The organism is Streptomyces sp. Edi2 (genome assembly GCF_040253635.1).
GTDB lineage: Bacteria > Actinomycetota > Actinomycetes > Streptomycetales > Streptomycetaceae > Streptomyces.
Window position 1 is genome coordinate 8,044,517 of the sequence record NZ_JBEJGX010000003.1, and the last position, 19,453, is coordinate 8,063,969.

Sequence of the window (19,453 nt, forward strand, 5' to 3'; positions counted from 1 at the left end):
ACGGACTTCACATGGCGCGCGCGGTGAAGGCGGCGGCCACATGCGGGTTCCGGTACGACACAACATGGCAGGTCGCGGCCCGGATGCGAAGATTCCGGCGGCCATTGACGCCCGTTTCCGCCCGGCGGTTCCATCGCTGCGTTCACCCCTCCTGCCCCGCCGCCGCAGAAAGGGAGCTTCGATGACGAACTCTCCTCCGCGTTCGCTGATCACACGCATGGGTATCCCGCCGACGCTCGCCTGGGGATACCTCGGACTCCTCCTCTTCATGATCGGAGACGGGGTCGAGTCCGGCTATCTGTCGCCCTACCTCGCCGACCAGGGCATCCCCGAGCCCCGGGTCGCGCTGCTGTTCACCGTCTACGGGGTCGCGGCGGGCCTCGCCGCCTGGCTTTCCGGCGTGCTGTCCGAGCTGTGGGGGCCGCGCCGCGTCATGTGGGCGGGCCTGGGCATCTGGGGCGCCTTCCAGTTGCTCTTCCTGCTGGCCGCCGTTCCGCTGACCAGCTACCCGATGATGATGCTCGCCTACGGGCTGCGCGGGCTGGGGTATCCGCTGTTCGCGTACGGGTTCCTGGTCTGGGTCGCGGGGGTGACGCCGCGCGCCCGGCTCGGTACGGCGATGGGGTGGTTCTGGTTCGCCTTCACCGGCGGCCTGCCCACGCTCGGCTCGCTGGTCGCCGGCGGACTCATCCCGCACATCGGTGCCTACGCCACGCTGTGGGCCGCGCTGGTGCTGGTGGCCGCGGGCGGGCTGACCGCGCTGCTGCTGGTGCGGGACGACCACGGCGCACGGCGGCCCCGCGGGGCGGGGAAGGGACCGGTGGCCACCCTGGTCGGCAGCGTCACGATCCTGTGGCGCAACCCCAGGGTCGGGGCCGGCTCGGTGGTCCGGGTGATCAATACGGCCTCGCAGTTCGGCTTCTTCGTGATCATGCCGATCCACTTCACCCGGACGGTCGGCTTCAGCCTCACCCAGTGGCTGCATCTGCTCAGCGCCATGTTCGCCACCAATATCTTCGCCAACCTGCTGTTCGGCGTGCTCGGCGACCGGTTCGGCTGGCGCCGCACCATCGCCTGGTTCGGCGGCGCCGGCTGCACGCTCAGCACCCTGCTGCTCTTCTACGTCCCGGACGCGGCGGGCCCGAACTTCCCGCTCGCCCTCCTGGTCGCCGCCTTCTACGGCGCTACGCTGGCAGGTTATGTACCGCTGTCGGCGCTGGTGCCCACCCTGGAGCCGAAGCACCAGGGGCAGGCGCTGGCCGCCCTCAACCTGGGCGCGGGAGCCAGCACCTTCGTCGGCCCGGCCGTCGTCGCGGCCTTCGTCGGGCCGCTCGGCGTCGAAGGGGTGGTCTGGATCTTCGCGGGGATGTACGCCGTGAGCTGTGTGCTCGCCCATTTCCTGAAGCTGCCGGACGAGCCGGGTGCGGCGGCTGCGGGCGACGCCGCCATACGGCGCGGCGAGGCCCCGGAGGACACCGCGGCCGGCGCCGCCCCGTCCCCGGCGTGAGAGGACCCCACTGATGTCCGTACTGACCATCGATGTCGGCACCACGGTGATCAAGTCCGTGGTCTTCGACGACCAGGGCACCGAGATCGCCGTCGCCCGCCGGGCCACCGAGGTCCTGCGCCCGCACCCCGGCTGGGCGGAACAGGACATGGACGCGGTCTGGGACGCCGTCGTCCACACCGTCCGCACGGTCCTCGACGGGCTGGCCGACCCGGTCTGGCTGGTGTCGTTCACCGCCCAGGGCGACGGCGCCTGGCTCGTCGACGATCGTGGCCGGCCCACCGGGCCTGCCCTCCTGTGGTCCGACGGCCGGGCCGGGGACCTGCTCACCGGCTGGCAGCGCGGCGGCGTCCTGGAGGCGGCCTTCCGCCGCAACGGCTCGCTGACCTGCGCGGGGATGCCCAACGCCCTCTTCAGCTGGCTCGCCGCACACGACCCGGACCGGCTGGCCCGCTCCGCCACCTCGCTCACCGCGGCCGGCTGGCTCTTCCTGCGCTTCACCGGCGTGTGCGCCAGCGATGAGTCCGACGCCTCCGCGCCGTTCCTCGACCACGCCACCGGTGACTACGACCCTTACATCCTGGAGCTGTTCGGCCTCGGGGAGTACGAGCGGCTGCTGCCCACCGTCCTCGGGGAGTCGCAGCGGATCGCCGAGATCACCGGCGCGGCGGCGGACGAACTGGGGCTGCCGGCCGGGCTCCCGGTCGTGATGTCCCCCTACGACATCGCCGCCACCGCCCGCGGCGTCGGCGTCGTCAACCCCGGCCAGGCCTGCAGCATCCTCGGCACCACCCTGTGCACCGAGATCGTCCGGACCGACGTCGACACCAGCGGCGAACCGTCCGGAATCCATATCGCCTACCGGGGCCGCGAGCGGGTGCTGCGTGCCTTCCCCACGCTCAACGGCGCCGAGGTGCTCGGCTGGGCGGCCCGGCTGCTGCATCTGCCGGGGCCGCCGGAGCTGGCACAGCTGGCCTTCGAGTCGGAGCCGGGCGCCCGCGGGCTGATGTTCCTGCCGTACCTCTCGCCGGCCGGGGAGCGGGCCCCCTTCCTCGACCCGGGCGCCCGCGGCACCTTCTGGGGCCTGTCCCTGGAACACACTCCCGCCGATCTCGCACGCGCCGTCTTCGACGGGCTCTCGCTGGTCCTGCGGGACTCGCTGGCCGCCGCCCGTACGGACGTCAGCGAGCTGCGGCTGTGCGGCGGCGGAGCCAACAGCGACGCCTGGTGTGCGCTGATCGCCGATGCCACGGGCGTGCCCACCGCCCGCTCCGGCGACACCGAACTCGGCGCCAAGGGCGCCTTCCTCACCGGCCTGGTCCGCACCGGCGCCGAGACCAGCATGCACAGCGCCGCCGCCAAGTACGTCCGGATGCAGCGCGGTTGGGAGCCCGACCCGGAGCGCACGGAGTTCTATGCCGCGCTGTACGAGGACTTCCTCGGGTGGCGGGCGCACGCCCGGGAGGCCGGCTGGCGGGGCGGCGCGGTCTGGCGGGGGAACTCCCGCCGCCGGGCCGAGGCCCCCGGCCGGCCGACCGAGACCACCGGCACCACCCCTGGAGACCCCCGTGACTGACCCGCGCCGAAACCGCGGCACCCCCGCCTCCGCCCTCGACGGCATCTGGCTCGGGCTCGACCTGGGCACCCAGAGCGCGCGCTGCGTCGCCGTCGACGGCACCGGGCAGGTCCTGGCCACCGCCGCCCGCCCGCTCACCGGCCGGCGCGACGGCAACCGGCACGAGCAGGACCCCGAGGAGTGGTGGAGCGCCCTGGCCGCCGCCTGCCGGGAAGCGCTGGGGCAGATCGACACCCGGCGCGTCCGCGGACTGGCGATCGACGGGACCTCCGGCACCATCCTGCTCGCCGACGCCCACGGCACCCCGCTCACCCCCGGAGTGATGTACGACGACGGGCGCGCCGCCGCACAGGCCGCGGCCGTCAACACCGCCGGGGAGACGATCTGGCAGGAGCTGGGCTACCGCAGCATGCAGCCGTCCTGGGCGCTGCCCAAACTCGTGCACCTGCTGGCCGATGCTCCCGCCCCCGGCCCGGGAGTCCGGCTGCTGCACCAGGTCGACCTGGTGACCTGGCGGCTGGCGGGCCATCAGGTCGCGGCCGACGCCAGCCATGCCCTCAAGACCGGCTACCACCTCGTCGAGGAGCGCTGGCCGCACCGGGTGATGGCGGAACTGGGCGTGCCCGAGGGGGTGTTGCCCGAGGTCGTACGCCCCGGCAGGGTGCTCGGCTCGGTGTGCGCCGCTGCCACCGCGGTCACCGGCATCCCCGAAGGAACCACGATCGTCGCCGGGATGACCGACGGCTGCGCCGCACAGATCGGCGCCGGGGCACTCGCCCCGGGCGCCTGGAACTCGGTACTCGGCACCACCCTCGTCCTCAAGGGAAGCAGCCCGCACCTGGTCCGCGACCCGGCGGGCGTCGTCTACTGCCACCGGGGACCGGGCGACAACTGGCTGCCGGGCGGCGCCTCCAGCAGCGGCGCCGGGGTCCTCTCCCGGCACTTCCCCGGCGAGGACCTGGACGCGCTCACCGCGCGGGCCGCGGCCCTGCCCGATCCGGACGCGGTCGCCTACCCCCTGGTCGCCGGCGGCGAACGCTTTCCCTTCCGTGCCCCTGACGCCGAGCCCTTCGTCCTGGGCCACGTCCCCACCCGTGCACACGAGTTCCATGCCTATCTGCTCGGTGTCGCCTGCCTCGAACGGCTCTGCTTCGACTACCTCGACCACCTCGGCGCGCCCGTCGACGGGCCGCTGACCCTCACCGGCGGCGGCGCCCGCAACGCCTACTGGTGCCAGTTGCGCGCCGATGTCCTCGGCCGTCCCGTACGGCTGCCGCAGCAGGCCGAGGGCGCCCTCGGCATGGCGGTCCTCGCCGCCACCTCCTCCGGCGCCGGCCTCCGGGAAGCGGCCGCCGCCATGGTCCGCATCGACCGGGAGCTCACGCCCGACCTCGCCCGCACCGCCCGCTACGCCCCCGTCCACCTCCGCTTCATCGACGCACTCACCCGCCGCGGCTGGCTCGACCCGGCCGTGGCCGACCACGCCCGCAGGAGGGCAGCACCGTGACCGACTTCCTCCTCGTACGCCACGGCGAGACCGTCTGGCATGCGGAGAACCGCTACGCCGGCCGCACCGATGTGCCCCTCACCGACCGCGGCCGCGAGCAGGCCGCCGCCCTCGCCACCTGGGCCGCCACCGCAGGCCTCACCGCCGTCCACAGCTCCCCGCTCGCCCGGGCCCGCCTCACCGCCGCGCCCGCGGCCGCCGCCTGCGGCCTCGCCGCACACACCGACGAACGGCTCTACGAGCTCGACTTCGGCCAGGGCGAGGGCCTGACCAGGGACGAGATGCGCCAACGCTTCCCGGAGCATCTGGCCGCCTTCCTCGCCGACCCGGTCGGGAACCACCTGCCCGGCGGGGAGGACCCGCGCCGCGCCGCCGAGCGCGCCGCCGACTGCCTCGCCGACCTCGCCCGCGAACAGCCGCACGGCCGGATCCTGGTCGTGGCGCACTCCACCCTCGTCCGGGTTCTGCTCTGCCATCTGCTGGGCATCCCGCTCGCCGACTACCGCCGGGTCTTCCCCGTGCTGCACAACGGTGCGCTCACCGAGATCCGCATCGAGAACGGGCGCACCGCGCTGCTCAGCTTCAACACCCCGGCTCTGAACCGGGCGCCTGCCCTGCACTGACCGTCTCGCCACTGACCGTCCGTCCACTGAACGTCCGTCCACTGAACGTCCGTCCACTGACCGTCCCTCCACGGGCCGTCTCTTCACCGACCGTCCGGCCACCGCACCGGCCGCCCCCCGGCGCCACCGCTCCCGCCCTTCAGGAGAAGCCCTCATGAGCACCACCGTCCTCGCTGCCGGCAACCACTTCATCCGCCCGGGCCTGTTCACCCGGGCCGTGCACGAGGCCGCCGGGGAGACACCGCTGGAGGTGCGCGAGATCCGGTTCGACTGGCCGCACACCCCCTTCGGCCCGGTCGGCGAGGTCATCGAGGCCTCCGGCACTGAGGACGAGATGATCGAGGCGCTGCGCGGCGTCGAGATCTGCGTCACCGAGCACGGCCCGCTCACCGAGCGGATTCTTGCCCACTGCCCCGATCTGAAGCTGTTCTGCACCAGCCGCGGCGGCCCGGTCAACGTGAACGTCGAAGCCGCCACCCGGCACGGGGTCGCGGTCTGCTACGCCCCCGGCCGTAACGCCACCGCCACCGCGGAGCACACCCTCACCCTGATGCTGGCCGCCGCCCGCGGCGTCGGCGACACCCACACCGCTCTGCGCCGGGGCGTCTGGCGCGGCGACTACTACGACTACGACAACTGCGGCATCGAGATCGAGGGCGCCACCGTCGGGCTGATCGGCTTCGGCGCCATCGGCAGCCGGGTCGCCAAGGTCCTCGCCGCCATGGGCGCCCAGGTCCTCGTCCACGACCCGTACGTCCGCCCCGAGGCGCTGGCCGGCCTCGCCGAACAGGTCTCGCTCGACGCGCTGCTGACCCGTTCCCGCATCGTCTCCCTGCACGCCCGGGTGACCGCGGAGACCACCGGCATGATCGGGCGCGCGGAGATCGCCGCGATGCCCCGTGGCGCGATCCTGGTCAACTGCGCCCGCGGCGCGCTCCTCGACTACGACGCGGTCTGCGATGCGCTGGACTCCGGACAGCTCCGCGGAGCCGGCTTCGACGTCTTCCCCGAGGAACCGCTGCCCGCCGGCTCCCGGCTGCTGACCGCCCCCGGCGTGGTGCTCACCCCGCACATCGCGGGCGGCAGCCAGGAAGTCGCGCACAAGGCCGCACGGATCGCCGCCGCGGAGGCCGGCCGCTATCTGCGCGGCGAGCCGTTGGTGCACTGTGCCAACCCTGGTGTATTTCAGGCCAGGTGAGATCCCGAAAACCGGCGTTCGAGTGTGTGTTCGCCCAGGTGGTGGGGTGGTGGGGGAGGTGGCGCGGCACCTTTGTGACCTTGGCGGAATCAACTACCGCCTGATGCACGTGCGTTGACAGTGCATGGGGGTGGCTCCACCATGCAACGCGGCATCAGCGGGTCAGGGCCTGCCCTCCGGGTCTGACCGCTGGTTACCGCAGGTGGCAGTGGTAAGCGTGTCCGCCCCCAGCAGAAGGAGCGCCCGTGGCCCCCTGGCCCCCACTCTCCGGCACCCCTCTCCCCGGTACCCCCCACTCCGGCCGTGACCTCGTCGTTGCGCTCTCGCCCTTCGAGGAACCGGGCGAACGGATCGTCGTGGCGGCCGAACGCGCCGGCGCGCTCGGCCTGCTGGACCTCGGCAGGGACGCCGGGGCCGCGCGCGAGGCGCTGGCCCGGCTCGGGCGATTACGCCACGGCGTACGGGTACCGGCGGGGTGTCCGCTCACGCCCGCCGATCTGCCCGAGGGGACCGACACCGTGCTGCTCGCCGACCCGCGGGCGTACGGCGGCGGCCCGCGGGCGTGCGGCGCCGATCCGCGGGCGTACGGCGCCGGCCCGGGCGCGGTCCCGGGATCAGAGGGCGCGGCTTCCGGCCCGGACGGGGCGGCTCACGCTCCGGCCGGCGCGGTCCCCGGCCCCGACGACTGGGCCGGTGGCGGGCGGCGCCGCGTATGGGCCGAGATCACCACCCCCGAGGAGGCCGCGGCGGCGTGTGCCGCCGGCGCCACCGCGCTCGTCGCCCGGGGCCACGAGTCGGGTGGCCGGGTCGGCGAACTCACCACCTGCGTCCTGCTCTCCCGCGTACTGGCCGACCCGTCCGTGACGGTCCCCGTGCTCGCCGCCGGGGGAATCGGCCCGCACACCGCCGCCGCGGCCGTCGCCGGCGGAGCGGCCGGGGTGCTGCTCGACTCCCAGCTCGCGCTCACCGCCGAGGGGGCGGCCCGGCTGCCGCGCGCGGTCGCCGACGCCGTCCGGGCCATGGACGGCAGCGAGACCACGCTCGTCGCGGGCCACCGGGTCCTCACCCGCCCCGACCTCGCCGCCCCGGCGGCCGCCATGGCCACCGCAGGCGACGACGCCGGGAGCGCCGGAGGGGACGACGCCGGGAGCACCGGGGCGGAGACCGGCCCCGCCGCCCGCATCGCCGCCCTCCTCGGTGCCCGGGACCTGCAGACCCAGCTGCTCCCCATCGGCCAGGACGGGGCGTTCGCCGCCCGGCTCGCCGCGCGGCACCGCACCACCGGCGGCGTCGTCCAGGCGGTACGGACCGCCCTCGCCGAGCACCTTGCCGCGGCGGCCCGTACCCGGCCGCTCGCGCCGCGCCCCGGTGCCCGCCACCTCCCCGTGGCCCAGGGGCCGATGACCCGGGTCAGCGATGTGTCCGCCTTCGCCGCCGCGGTCGCCGCCGAGGGCGGGCTGCCCTTTCTCGCCCTCGCCGTCATGGACGGGGAGCAGGTGCGCCGGCTGCTGGCCGAGACCGCCGGGCGGCTGGGCGAGCGGCCCTGGGGCGTCGGCCTGCTGGGTTTCGCCCCGCCCGAGCTGCGGCGTGAACAGCTCGCCGCCGTCGCCGAGTTCGCCCCGGAGTACGCGCTCATCGCCGGTGGCCGCCCCGCCCAGGCCGCGCCGCTCGAAGCGGCCGGGACCCGGACCTATCTGCATGTCCCGGCACCTGGCCTGCTGGAGCGCTACCTCGCCGAAGGCGCCCGGAGATTCGTCTTCGAGGGGCAGGAGTGCGGCGGTCACATCGGCCCCCGGGCCAGCTTCCCGCTGTGGGAGGAGCAGATCGAGCGGCTGACCGCCCACGCCCGGACGCACGGTGGGACGGCCGACGGCCTGGACCTGCTCTTCGCGGGCGGCATCCACGACGCCCGCACCGCCGCCATGGCGGCCGCCGCCGCGGCCCCGCTCGCCGGACTCGGCGCCCGCATCGGCGTCCTGATGGGCACCGCCTACCTCTTCACCCAGGAGGCCGTGGCCACCGGCGCGGTCCTGCCCGGCTTCCAGGACACCGCCCTGGCCTGCGACCGGACCGTCCTGCTGCGGACCGCACCGGGCCATGCCACCCGCTGCGCCGAGACCGCCTACGCCGAGGAGTTCACGGCCGCCGAACGGCGCCTCGCCGCCCAGGGCACGGACCCGCGGGCCCGGTGGGAGGAGCTGGAGCGGCGCAACCTCGGACGCCTGCGCCTGGCGAGCAAGGGCCTGCGCCATACGGACGGCGGGCGGCCCGCGCCGGCCGGGGAGCGGGAACAACGCCGGGAGGGCCTGTACATGCTGGGCCAGGCCGCCACCGCCCACAGCGCCACCACCACCGTCGCCGCGCTGCACACCGCCGTGACCGAGGGGGCCACCGCGCAGCTCACGGCCCGGGCGGAGCAGTTCGCGACCCCCGACGGGCAGCACGAAGGACACCGGGAACCGGAGGCGGAGCCGCTGGACATCGCCATCGTCGGCATGGCGTGCTGCTATCCCGGCGCGGCCGACGCCGCCCGCTTCTGGTCCAACATCGTCTCCGGCGCCGACTCCGTCACCGAGGTACCCGCCGAGCGCTGGGACACCGGTACGTACCACGACCCGGACCCCGCACGGGCGGGCGAACGCACCCCGTCGCGCTGGGGCGGCTTCCTGCCCGCCATCCCCTTCGACGCCCTCGCCCACGGCATCCCCCCGGCCTCCCTCGCCGCCATCGAGCCGGTGCAGCTGCTCGCCCTGGACGCGGCCGCCAAGGCCCTGGCGGACGCCGGATACGCTGAGCGCGACTTCGACCGCGCCCGCACCAGCGTCGTCTTCGGCGCCGAGGCGGGCACCGAACTGGCCGGCGCCTACGGCCTGCGCGCCCTGCACCCGGCCTACCTGGGGGACCTGCCGCCCGCACTCGACGCCGAACTGCCCCGCCTGACCGAGGACTCCTTCCCCGGCGTCCTCGCCAATGTCATCGCCGGACGCATCGCGAGCCGGCTCGACCTCGGCGGTGCCAACTGCACCGTGGACGCCGCCTGCGCCTCCTCGCTCGCCGCCCTCGACCTGGCCTGCCGCCAACTGCGCGACCGCGACAGCGACATGGCGCTGTGCGGCGGCGCCGATCTGCACAACGGCATCAACGACTACCTGATGTTCGCCTCCGTGCGCGCCCTGTCGCCCACCGGCCGCTGTCGCCCCTTCGATGCGGCGGCCGACGGCATCGCGCTCGGCGAGGGCGTCGGCGCCTTGGTCCTGAAGCGGCTCGCCGACGCCGAACGCGACGGCGACCGGATCTACGCGGTCGTCAAGGCCGTCGGCACCTCCAGCGACGGCCGGTCCCTCGGGCTGACCGCACCACGGCCCGAGGGCCAGCGGCGGGCCCTCGAACGCGCCTACCGGCGCGCCGGGATCAGCCCCGCGCAGGTCGGACTCCTCGAAGCCCACGGCACCGGAACCGTCGTCGGCGACACCGCCGAACTCGGCGTCCTCACCGAGGTGTTCGAGGCCGCGGGAGCCACCCCGGGCAGCTGCACGCTGGGCTCGGTCAAGTCGCAGATCGGGCACACCAAATGCGCGGCCGGCCTGGCCGGGCTCGTCAAGGCCGCCCGCGCCGTGCACACGGGCGTACGGCCGCCGACCCTGCATCTGACCCGGCCGGCCGCGGACAGCGGACCGTTCCGCTTCGACACCGGGAGCGCCCGGCCCTGGCCGGTCCCCGCGGGGCGGCGCTTCGCCGGGGTGAGCGCCTTCGGCTTCGGCGGCACCAACTACCACGCCGTGCTGGCCGGTTACGACGGTGCGCCCGAGCCCGCCCACGCCCTGACGGACTGGCCCGCCGAACTCTTCTGCTTCCGGGGGAGCGACCGCCCCGCCGCCGTACGGGCCATGGAACGGCTTGCCGCACGGCTGGCTGACAACGACGCCGCCGGGCGGCCGTGGCCGCTGCGCGACCTGGCCGCCGAGTCCGCGGCGGCCCAGGGGCCGGTCCAGATCTGTGTGGTGGCCGACGACCTCGACGATCTCGCCGTCAAGCTGGCGGCCGCCCGCCGGTTCGATGCCGCCGAGGGCGTGTATCCGCGCCGCCGGGACGCCGACCCCGGACTGGTCTCCTTCCTCTTCCCCGGCCAGGGAAGTCAACGTCCGGGAATGATGGGGGAGTTGTTCCTCGCCTTCCCCGCCCTGCGCGGTCTTCTGGAGGACGCCGATCAGGAGTGGGTCGCGGCCATGTTCCCGCCCACCGCCTTCACCGCCGAGCGGCGGGCCGCCCAGCAGGCCGCCCTCACCGACACCCGCGTCGCCCAGCCGGCGCTCGGTCTCGCCTCCGCCGCCGCGAACCGGTTGCTCACCACGCTCGGCGTGCGCCCCGACTGCACGGCGGGGCACTCCTACGGCGAGCTGACCGCACTGTGGGCCGCGGGCGCCTACGACACCGCGACGCTGCTGCGCCTCAGCGCCCGCCGTGGCGAGGCCATCCTCGGGGCTGCCGGGGACGACCCCGGCGCGATGGCCGCCGTCGTGGCCACTCCGGAGCGTGTCAGGGAGCTGATCCACGCGGCCGGGGTCGTCGTCGCCAATCACAACGCGCCCGAACAGAGCGTCATTTCCGGTCCCACGGATGCCGTGGAAGCGGCGGTGGCGGCACTGCGCGCGGCCGGCCTGGACGCGCGCCGCCTGACGGTGGCCTGCGCCTTCCACAGCCCGCAACTCGCCGCGGCCCGCGATGCGTTCGGCGCCGAATTGTCCGCGGCGCAGGTGTCCGTGCCCGCCTTCCCGGTCTGGTCCGGCGCCACCGCGCGCCCGTACGACCGCGCGGCGTCCGCGGTCCGCGCCACGCTGGCGGACCAGGTCGCCGCACCCGTGCGCTTCGTGGAGCAGATCGAGGACATGTACGCCGCCGGGGTGCGCACCTTTGTGGAGGCCGGGCCCGGCCGGGTGCTGACCGGCCTCGTCGGGCGCATCCTGGAGGGCCGGCCGCACACGGCCGTGGCACTGGATGTCCCGGGCGAGCCGGGACTGGCCCGGCTGCCGCACGTGCTGGCCCGGCTCGCGGCGGCCGGCGTCCCGATCGCCCCGGAAGCCCTGTTCCACGGGCGTACGGAGACGCTGCCCGCGGTCGCACCGCGCCGCCCGGGATGGCTGGTCGACGGGCATCTGGTGCGCACCGCCGACGGCGCCTGCCTGCCGGGGGGACTGCGCCCCGCGCGACGGGTGGAACCGGGGTGGCGGGACGGGGAGGGTGTGGTGTCGGGCTCTGCCGCACCCGGGGGCTTCACGGCATCCGGAGGTTCTACCGTGTCCGGAGGTTCTACCGTGTCCGGGGGCTCTACCACGTCCGGGGCCACCGCGTCCGGAGGCTCCGCCGCGTCCGGAAGCTCCGCGGCGTCCGGGGGCGTTGCCCAGCAGGATGTGGTGCTGGAGTATCTGCGGGCGTCGCGAGAGCTGATCACGGCCCAACGGGATGTCGTGCTGCGGTATTTGGGTGAGTCGGGGGTGGCCGGGGAGGCTGCTGCGGTCGCACCATCGAGGGCCGTGCCCGAGCAGGCCGCCGCGTCGTATGCCGCGCCCGTCCGGTCCGGCGCCGGGGACGCGGCCGACGCCGATGCCGGGCCCGACGCCGATGCCGGGCCCGACGCCGGTGCCGGGCCCGACGCAGGGCTCGGGGCCGCCGACGCCGCCGCAGGGCAGGCGCCCGGCACCACGGCACGGCGTCTGAGCCCCGCGGAACTCCTCGATGCCGTACGGGACATCATTCACACCAGGACCGGATATCCGCACGAGATGCTTGACGCGGGTCTCGACCTGGAGGCCGACCTCTCGGTGGACTCCATCAAGCGGGTGGAGATCATCGGTGCCCTGGCCGACCGGATCGGACTGCCCCAGGACGCCGACGGAGCCATGGAACCGGCGGTGGAGCAGCTTTCCCGGGTCAAGACCATCAGCGGCATCGTCGACTGGATCGCCGCCGCCCACCGCGAGAGCGCAGCGGAGACGCCCCCTGCTCCCGAGCCCGCAGCGGAGACGCCTCCTTCACCCGTGCCCGCAGTGGCCCTCGCGGGGGCGGCCGGTCCCGCGAGGGCGCCGTCCCTGTCCGAGCCATCCGATCCCACGCCGCCCACCTCCGCGCACCCGCCCGCCACCCCGAACCAGCCTGTCATCCCGAACCCGTCCGCCATCCCCAACCCACCCACCGGGCCCCGGGCCGAAGCCGACGGCACCCCCGTGCCCCGGCCCCCCACCCGCTACCTGGTCCAGGTAGCGCCCCTCGGCCCGCCGGCGAGCCGGCCACCCGCCGAGGTGGTGGCGGGCAGTGACTTCGCCGTGGTGGAGGACGGCCAGGGCGTGGCGGTCGCCCTCACGGCCCTTCTGGAGAGCCATGGCGCCCGGGTCCGTACCGTGCCCGCCGAGCGGCTGGCCGAGGTCATCGCCGACGGGGTGGGCGGACTGGTGGACCTCAGCGCCCTGCGAGCGGGCCGCGGCGCGGTACTGCCCGGACAGTACGCGGGGCTGCGCACCGCCCTGACCGGCGGAGCCCGGTGGCTGCTGCTGGCCACCGCGGCCGGGGGCACCTTCGGCCAGGACGCCGCCGAGGACGCCCCCGACCCCCTGCCAGGCGCCGGGCTGCGCGGCTTTGCCCGTACGGCCGCCCTCGAATACCCCGGCGTCCTGATCCGCGCCGTGGACATCGACCCGAAGGACCGCCCCGAACGCATCGCGGCTCACCTCCTCGCCGAACTCTGCGCCCCCGGCGAACCGGTCGTCGTCGGCCGCACCAACGGCACCCGCACCACCTTGCGCACCGTTCCCACACCGCTGCCGCACGACCGGCTCCCCACCGGCCGGCCGGCGCTCGACGCCGGTTCCGTGGTGCTGCTGACCGGCGGCGCGCGCGGCATCACCGCCCGTACGGCGCACGCCCTGGCCCGCGCCCACGGCTGCCACCTCGAACTCCTCGGGCGCACACCCCTGGACGAGACCCCCGAGGACCCGGCCCTCGCCCATGCCCACGACCGCATCGCGCTGCGCGCCGCCCTCCTCGCCCAAGGGCTGCGCAGGCCGGCCCGTATCGAGGCGGCGGCCACCCGCGTCCTGGCCCGCCGCGAGATCACTGCCACCCTCGCCGCCCTCGCACCGCACGCCGCTTCCGTGCGCTACCACGCGGCCGATGTCTCCGACGCCGACGCCGTACGCGCCGTGGTGGACGACATCCGGCACCGGCACGGCCGCCTCGACGGGATCGTGCACGGCGCGGGCACCCTGGAGGACAAGCTGCTGCGGGACAAGGAACCGGTGTCCTTCGCCCGGGTCTTCGCCGCCAAGGTCGACGGCGCCCGCCACCTCCTGGAGGCCGCCGGCGACGACACCGGCTTCCTGGTCCTCTTCGGTAGTGTCGCCGGAGTCTTCGGCAACCGCGGCCAGGCCGACTACGCCGCCGCCAACGACGCCCTGGACACCCTCGCCAGGGCCTGGTCGGCCCGTGCGGCCGGGCGCGTCCTCGCCGTCGACTGGGGACCCTGGGCGGCCGACGGCGGCGGCATGGTCACCCCGGAGCTGGAACGCGCCTACGCCCGCCGGGGCATCCCGCTCCTGGACCCCGGCGCCGCGGCCGACGCCTTGCTGGCTGAACTGGCCCACGGCACCTCGCCCCAGGTCGTCCTGGCGGCAAAGGCCGCCGGGGAGGCGGCGGGCGATGAGTGACACCGCTGCCGGGCGGGCCGGCCCGCGCCCCACGGACGCCGCGATCGTCGGCATGGGGGCGCTCTTCCCAGGTGCCGCTGATCTCGCCGCGTACCGGCGCAACCTGATGGCCGGCCGGGACTGCATCACTCAGGTGCCGCCCGGCCGCTGGGACCCCGAGGTCTACTACGACCCGCACGGCGCCGAGGGCCCCGTCCGCAGCGACCGCTTCTACTGCCGGCGGGGCGGCTTCCTGGACGAGCTCGCCGCCTTCGACCCCACCCGCTTCGGCATCATGCCCGCCACCGTCCCGGGGGCCGAGCCCGACCAACTGCTCGCGCTGCGCGTCATCGCCGACGCCATCGCCGACGCGGGCGGCCAGGAGCGGCTGCCCGCCGACCGCTCCCGTATCGGGGTCATCCTCGGCCGCGGCGGCTTCATGGGCGTGGCCACCGCCCGGCTCGACCAGCGGGTCCGTACGGCCCACCAGCTCGCCGCCACCCTGCGCCAACTCGCCCCGGAACTGGGGGAGTCGAAGATCTCCGCGGTACGCGACGCCTTCCAGGAGAGCCTGGGCCCCGAACGGCCCGAGGCCTCCATCGGCCTGGTGCCCAGCTTCACCGCCGCCCGGACCGCCAACCGGCTGGACTTCCGGGGGCCCGCCTACACCCTGGACGCGGCCTGCGCCTCCTCGCTGCTGGCCGTGGCCCAGGCCGTCGATCTGCTGGCCGCCGGGCGCTGCGACAGCGTGGTCGCCGGAGCCGTGCACCACTGCCATATCGCCACCCTGTGGAGCGTCTTCACCCAGCTGCGCGCCCTGAGCCCCAGCCAGTGCATCCGTCCCTTCGACCGCCGGGCCGACGGCACGCTGCTGTCCGAGGGCACCGGCGTCGTCCTCCTCAAACGTCTGGCCGACGCCGAACGCGACGGGGACCGGGTGTATGCGGTCATCCGCGGGGCGGGGGTGGCGGGGGACGGCCGCGCGTCGAGCCTGATGAACCCCCGGACGGAGGGGCAGACCAGGGCGCTGCAGCAGGCCTGGGGCAGCGCCGGCCTCGATCCGGAGCACCCCACCGCGCTCGGACTGCTGGAGGCGCACGGCACCGGGACGCCGGTCGGTGACGGCGTCGAACTGGACACCCTGGCCCGGGTCTTCGGGCCGCCCGGCGCGGGACGGCCGCCGGTCGGCCTGGGTTCGGTGAAGTCGATGCTCGGCCACACCATGCAGGCCGCCGGGATCGCCGGACTGATCAAGGCCGCCCTCGCGGTGCACGACCGCACCCTGCCGCCGACCCTGCACCTGGACGAGCCGCACGAGGGCCTGGCACGGACCCGGATGCGTCCGGTCACCGAGGCCGAGCCCTGGGACGCCGGACGGGCACCCTTACGGGCCGGCGTCAACGCCTTCGGCTTCGGCGGCATCAACGCCCACGTCATCCTGGAGGAAGCCCCGGGAAGCCGGCCCGCCGCCGGGGCGCCCGTGCCCCACACCTCCCCGTTGCGGACGGCGGAGCCGGAGCGCACCGTACTGCTCGCCGCGCACTCGCCCGCCGAACTGGCGGAGAAGTTACGGAATGGGGGAGGGGGCGGGGGACAGGGCGAGGGTGAGAGAGCGGGGGAGGGGGAGGGAGCGGGGGGCGCGGGAACCGGCGTTCCTGTGGGCGACGGCCCTTGCCGTCTCGCTCTCCTCGGTCCCACCCCGCAGCGCCGCGCCCTGGCCGCCAAGATCCTCGCCCGAGGGCTGCCCTGGCGGGGGCGCGGTGAGGTGTGGTTCACCCCGAGCCCCTTCTTCGGGCCGTTCGCCCGGGAGACGGGAGCGCGGCTCGCTTTCGTCTTCCCGGGACTGGAAGCGGACCTGCCGCCGTGCGTGGACGAGATCGCCGACCGGATGTCCCTGCCCCGCCCTGTGGTTTCCGGGGGCAGCGGCCTGGTCGAGCGGGCCGTCGACTCGCTCGCCGTCGGCCGGCTGCTCGCCCGCGCCCTGGCCGGACTCGGCATCGCCCCCGATCTGCTGACCGGCCACAGCCTCGGGGAGTGGACGGCCATGGTGGTCGCCGGAATGTACCCGCCGCAGGCCGTGGACACCTTCCTCGGCTCGCTGCGGCCCGGCTCCCTCGCGGTGCCCGACCTGGTCTATGCGGCCCTGGGCTGCGGTGCCGCACAGGCGGCCGCGGCGCTGGAAGGCCTGGAGCGGGTGGCGGTCAGCCACGACAACTGCCCGCACCAGTCGGTGATCTGCGGAGCTCCGGAGCCGCTGGCCGAGGCCGTCCGCAGACTTGCCGCACAGGGCGTATCGGCCCAGGAGATGCCGTTCCGCTCCGGCTTCCACACGCCGATGTGGGCGCCCTACCTCGCCCAGGTCGGGGCAGCCTTCGACGCCCTCCCGCTGCGGGACCCGGACGTCCCCGTCTGGTCGGCGACGACCGTCGCGCCCTTCCCCGAAGACCCGTCGGAGGTCCGTGAGCTGGTGCTGCGGCACCTGCTGGAGCCGGTCCGCTTCCAGCACCTGACCAGGCGGCTGTACGAGACGGGTGTACGCGCCTTCGTCCAGATCGGCGCCGGCAGTCTTACCGGCTTCATCGGCGACACCCTCCACGGGGAGGACCATCTCGCCGTGGCGGCGGCCGGCACCCGCGGCGGGGGAGGGGCACAACTACTGCGGACCGCAGCCGCGTTGTGGGTGGAGGGGATTGCTCCGCGCTGGGAGCGGCTGGCTCCACCCGTCGGCGGCGTCCCGGGCGCGGGGCGCGCCACCGGCCTGGACGGTGTCACGGCCGCGGGCCGCGCCACGGTCCCGGGCCTCGCCACCGTCCCGGAGGGAGCCACCGACTCGGAGAGAGGCACGGGCCAGGAGGGAGCCGGCGCATCGGTGCGGCTCGATCTCGGGTCGCCGCTGGTCCGCCTGGGCGGGGCGGCGCCGGGGGGACTGCTTTTCGCGTCCGCGGGCCCTCCCCCACCCCCGAACCCACCCCCCGCCCCCTCCCCCGAAGGGGGAGGAGGGGGAGGGGGCGGGGGAGCGCTGCCGGACGACGGAGGAGCCGGTGGTGCGGGAGCGTTGCCGCACCCCTGGCCTTCCGTCGGGGACCCCGTACGGCAGACCTTGGACGCCGTCCTCGCCGAAACCCGGGCCGCCACCCGCGCGGTCGCCGCCGCGGCCACTGCGGCCACTGCGGCCACCGCGGCCGCCCGGCCCACCCCGGCATCCTTCGCCGGCCGGACCGCCGGCCCGGCCCCGGCCCCGGGCCTTTGCCACACCGCCGAGCCGGCGCCCGCACCGGGCAGCCACACCGCCGAGTCGGCCGCCTTACCGACCCCTGGCCGTACCGCCACCCCGGGGCCGGCCCCGGGCCTTGGCCGCTCCGCCGAGCCGACCCCCGTACCGGGCTCTGGCCACACCGCCGCCCCGGCCCCGGGCCTTCGCCACACCGCCGCCAAGGCCCCGGCCGCCGCCCCGGGCCTTGGCCGTACCTCCGTCCCCACCCCGTCCCCCGCCCCCCGCCACACCACCCGTCACCTCTCCCTCCGCACCCTCCCCTACGTCCGTGACCACTGTGTCTACCTCCAGCCCGGCGACTGGCCGGAGCCCGCCGACCGCTTCCCCGTCGTCCCCATGACCACACTGCTGGAACTGGCCGCCGAGGCGGCCCACGAGGTGCGCCCCGGGCTCACCGTCACCGGCTACTCCGACGTCCGGGCGCTGCGCTGGATGCCCGTCGCGCCGCCCGTCGACCTCGGCGTCACCGCGACCCCGGCCGACGGCGGCCGGGTACGGGTGCGCCTCGGTGACCATGCCACCGTCACCGTCCATCTCGCGGCACACCATCCGCCCCCGCCGCCCTCCGGCCCCCCGGCCCTGACGTCCTGCGGGCCGGCGCCCGTCAGCGCCGCGGCCCTGTACCGGGACCGGTGGATGTTCCACGGCCCGGAGTTCGCCGGGGTACACGAGGTCAGCGCGCTCGCCGCCGACGGCATCCGCGGAACGCTGCGCGCACTGCCTGCCCCCGGCGCCCTCCTGGACGCCGCGGGCCAGCTCCTCGGCCACTGGATGCAGCTCAAACTCGCCGGCGACCGGCTGGTCTTCCCCGCGACCCTGGAGCGGGTACGGCTCTACGGACCCCCGCCCCCCGAGGGCGCGCTGCTGGCGGCCACCGCCCGGATCCGCGAGGTGGGCCCCGGCTCGGTACGCGGCGACGTGGAACTGCGCGGCGCCGACGGCGCCGTATGGGCGCAGCTGGAGGGCTGGACGTACCGGCGCTTCGGCGCCGACGAACGGGTGTGGCCGATGAAGTTCACCCCGGAGGTGTGCGGCATCGGCGAACCCCGGCCGGGCGGCTGGTGTCTGGCCCGGCGCCGCTGGACGGACCCGGCCTCGCAGGAGCTGGTGATGCGCCGCTATCTGGGCGCCGCCGAACGCGCATGCTACGAACGGTGCGTGCCGCGCGCCCGCGCGGGCTGGCTGCTGGGCCGGATCGCCGCCAAGGACGCGGTCAGGGAGCTGCTGTGGGAGTCGGGAGCAGGCCCCGTCTTCCCCGCCGAGGTCGCGGTCGGCGCCGACCCCCACGGCCGCCCCAGGCCCGAGGGTCCGCTCGCCGCCGGCCTCCACCTCTCGCTTGCTCACAAGGACCACGTCGCCGTCGCCCTCGCCCACCGGTCGGGCCCCGTCGGCATCGGCATCGAGCCGGTCACCGACGACCCGCGAGCCCTCGAACAGATCGCCCTCACCCCGGCCGAACGCCGCCTGGCGGACGGCCTCCAGGCCCGCGAGGCAACCGGCGGAACGGGCCGCGCCTACTGGCTCACCGCCCTGTGGTGCGCCAAGGAGGCCGCGGCCAAGGCGGCGGGCAGCGGTCTCGGCGGCCGCCCGCTGGACTGGGCCGTGACGTCCGCGCCGGGCGGCGCGCTGCGGGTGGACTCCCCGGACGGCCGGCACCACCTCGTCCACCTCGACTCCGTCCACGACCTGTCCGCGCACCATGTCGTCGCCTGGACCGGGCCGCCGCCCGGGCCCCGTACGGACACCGACACCCCCACTTCCACGGAGGCCACCCATGGCAGCTGACCCGCTCCCCGAGCGCACCGGGACGATCCTGGCCGAGATCACCGACATGCTGGTGAGCGTCGTCGGCGACGAACTGCTCGTCGTGGGCGAGGTCACCCCCGCGACCACCTTCAACGACGATCTGGCGCTGGAGAGCATCGAGTTCGTCGCCCTCGCCGAGCTGCTGCAACAGCGCTACGGCAGCGCGGTGGACCTCCTCGGCCTCCTCGCGGAGAAGGACATCGACCAGATCCTGGCCATGACGGTCGGCGAACTCGCCGTCCATATCGACACGGTCACCGCCGCCGACCAGGCCTGCACGGGCTGA

General features: G+C 75.3%; 8 protein-coding genes. All 8 read left to right on the plus strand.

What is annotated here, in order from left to right; translation table 11 throughout:
• The first annotated feature begins 181 nt into the window (after positions 1–181).
• Entirely contained in the window at positions 182–1,507 is a 1,326-nt protein-coding gene (locus ABR737_RS38585; RefSeq protein ID WP_350255815.1) for an MFS transporter, read from the plus strand.
• A 13-nt stretch (positions 1,508–1,520) separates the two neighbouring features.
• Positions 1,521–3,083: an FGGY family carbohydrate kinase gene (locus ABR737_RS38590; protein ID WP_350255816.1), complete on the plus strand. Its 1,563-nt coding sequence runs from the start codon at positions 1,521–1,523 to the stop codon at positions 3,081–3,083.
• A complete protein-coding gene (locus ABR737_RS38595) occupies positions 3,076–4,590 on the plus strand; it encodes an FGGY-family carbohydrate kinase (RefSeq protein ID WP_350255817.1) in 1,515 nt (504 codons plus the stop codon). The genes ABR737_RS38590 and ABR737_RS38595 overlap by 8 nt, the downstream gene beginning before the upstream one ends.
• Positions 4,587–5,213, plus strand: coding sequence for a histidine phosphatase family protein (locus ABR737_RS38600; protein WP_350255818.1), 627 nt, complete (start codon positions 4,587–4,589; stop codon positions 5,211–5,213). Before ABR737_RS38595 ends, ABR737_RS38600 begins: the two co-directional genes overlap by 4 nt.
• Before the next feature lie 154 nt (positions 5,214–5,367).
• Positions 5,368–6,411, plus strand: a complete 1,044-nt coding sequence (locus ABR737_RS38605) for a 2-hydroxyacid dehydrogenase (protein WP_350255819.1) — start codon at positions 5,368–5,370, stop codon at positions 6,409–6,411.
• A 245-nt stretch (positions 6,412–6,656) separates the two neighbouring features.
• Complete coding sequence (locus tag ABR737_RS38610) at positions 6,657–14,108, plus strand: SDR family NAD(P)-dependent oxidoreductase (protein ID WP_350255820.1); 7,452 nt, start codon at positions 6,657–6,659, stop codon at positions 14,106–14,108.
• A complete protein-coding gene (locus tag ABR737_RS38615; protein ID WP_350255821.1) occupies positions 14,101–19,146 on the plus strand; it encodes a type I polyketide synthase in 5,046 nt (1,681 codons plus the stop codon). The genes ABR737_RS38610 and ABR737_RS38615 overlap by 8 nt, the downstream gene beginning before the upstream one ends.
• On the plus strand, positions 19,136–19,453 hold the full coding sequence (locus ABR737_RS38620; RefSeq protein ID WP_350255822.1) for a phosphopantetheine-binding protein: 318 nt from the start codon (positions 19,136–19,138) through the stop codon (positions 19,451–19,453). Before ABR737_RS38615 ends, ABR737_RS38620 begins: the two co-directional genes overlap by 11 nt.

Excerpts from the sequence above, each read along its gene's own strand:
- ABR737_RS38585 (WP_350255815.1), top strand. The coding sequence starts at position 182 with ATGACGAACTCTCCTCCGCGTTCGCTGATCACACGCATGGGTATCCCG.
- ABR737_RS38590 (WP_350255816.1), top strand. The coding sequence starts at position 1,521 with ATGTCCGTACTGACCATCGATGTCGGCACCACGGTGATCAAGTCCGTG.
- ABR737_RS38605 (WP_350255819.1), top strand. The coding sequence starts at position 5,368 with ATGAGCACCACCGTCCTCGCTGCCGGCAACCACTTCATCCGCCCGGGC.
- ABR737_RS38615 (WP_350255821.1), top strand. The coding sequence starts at position 14,101 with ATGAGTGACACCGCTGCCGGGCGGGCCGGCCCGCGCCCCACGGACGCC.
- ABR737_RS38620 (WP_350255822.1), top strand. The coding sequence starts at position 19,136 with ATGGCAGCTGACCCGCTCCCCGAGCGCACCGGGACGATCCTGGCCGAG.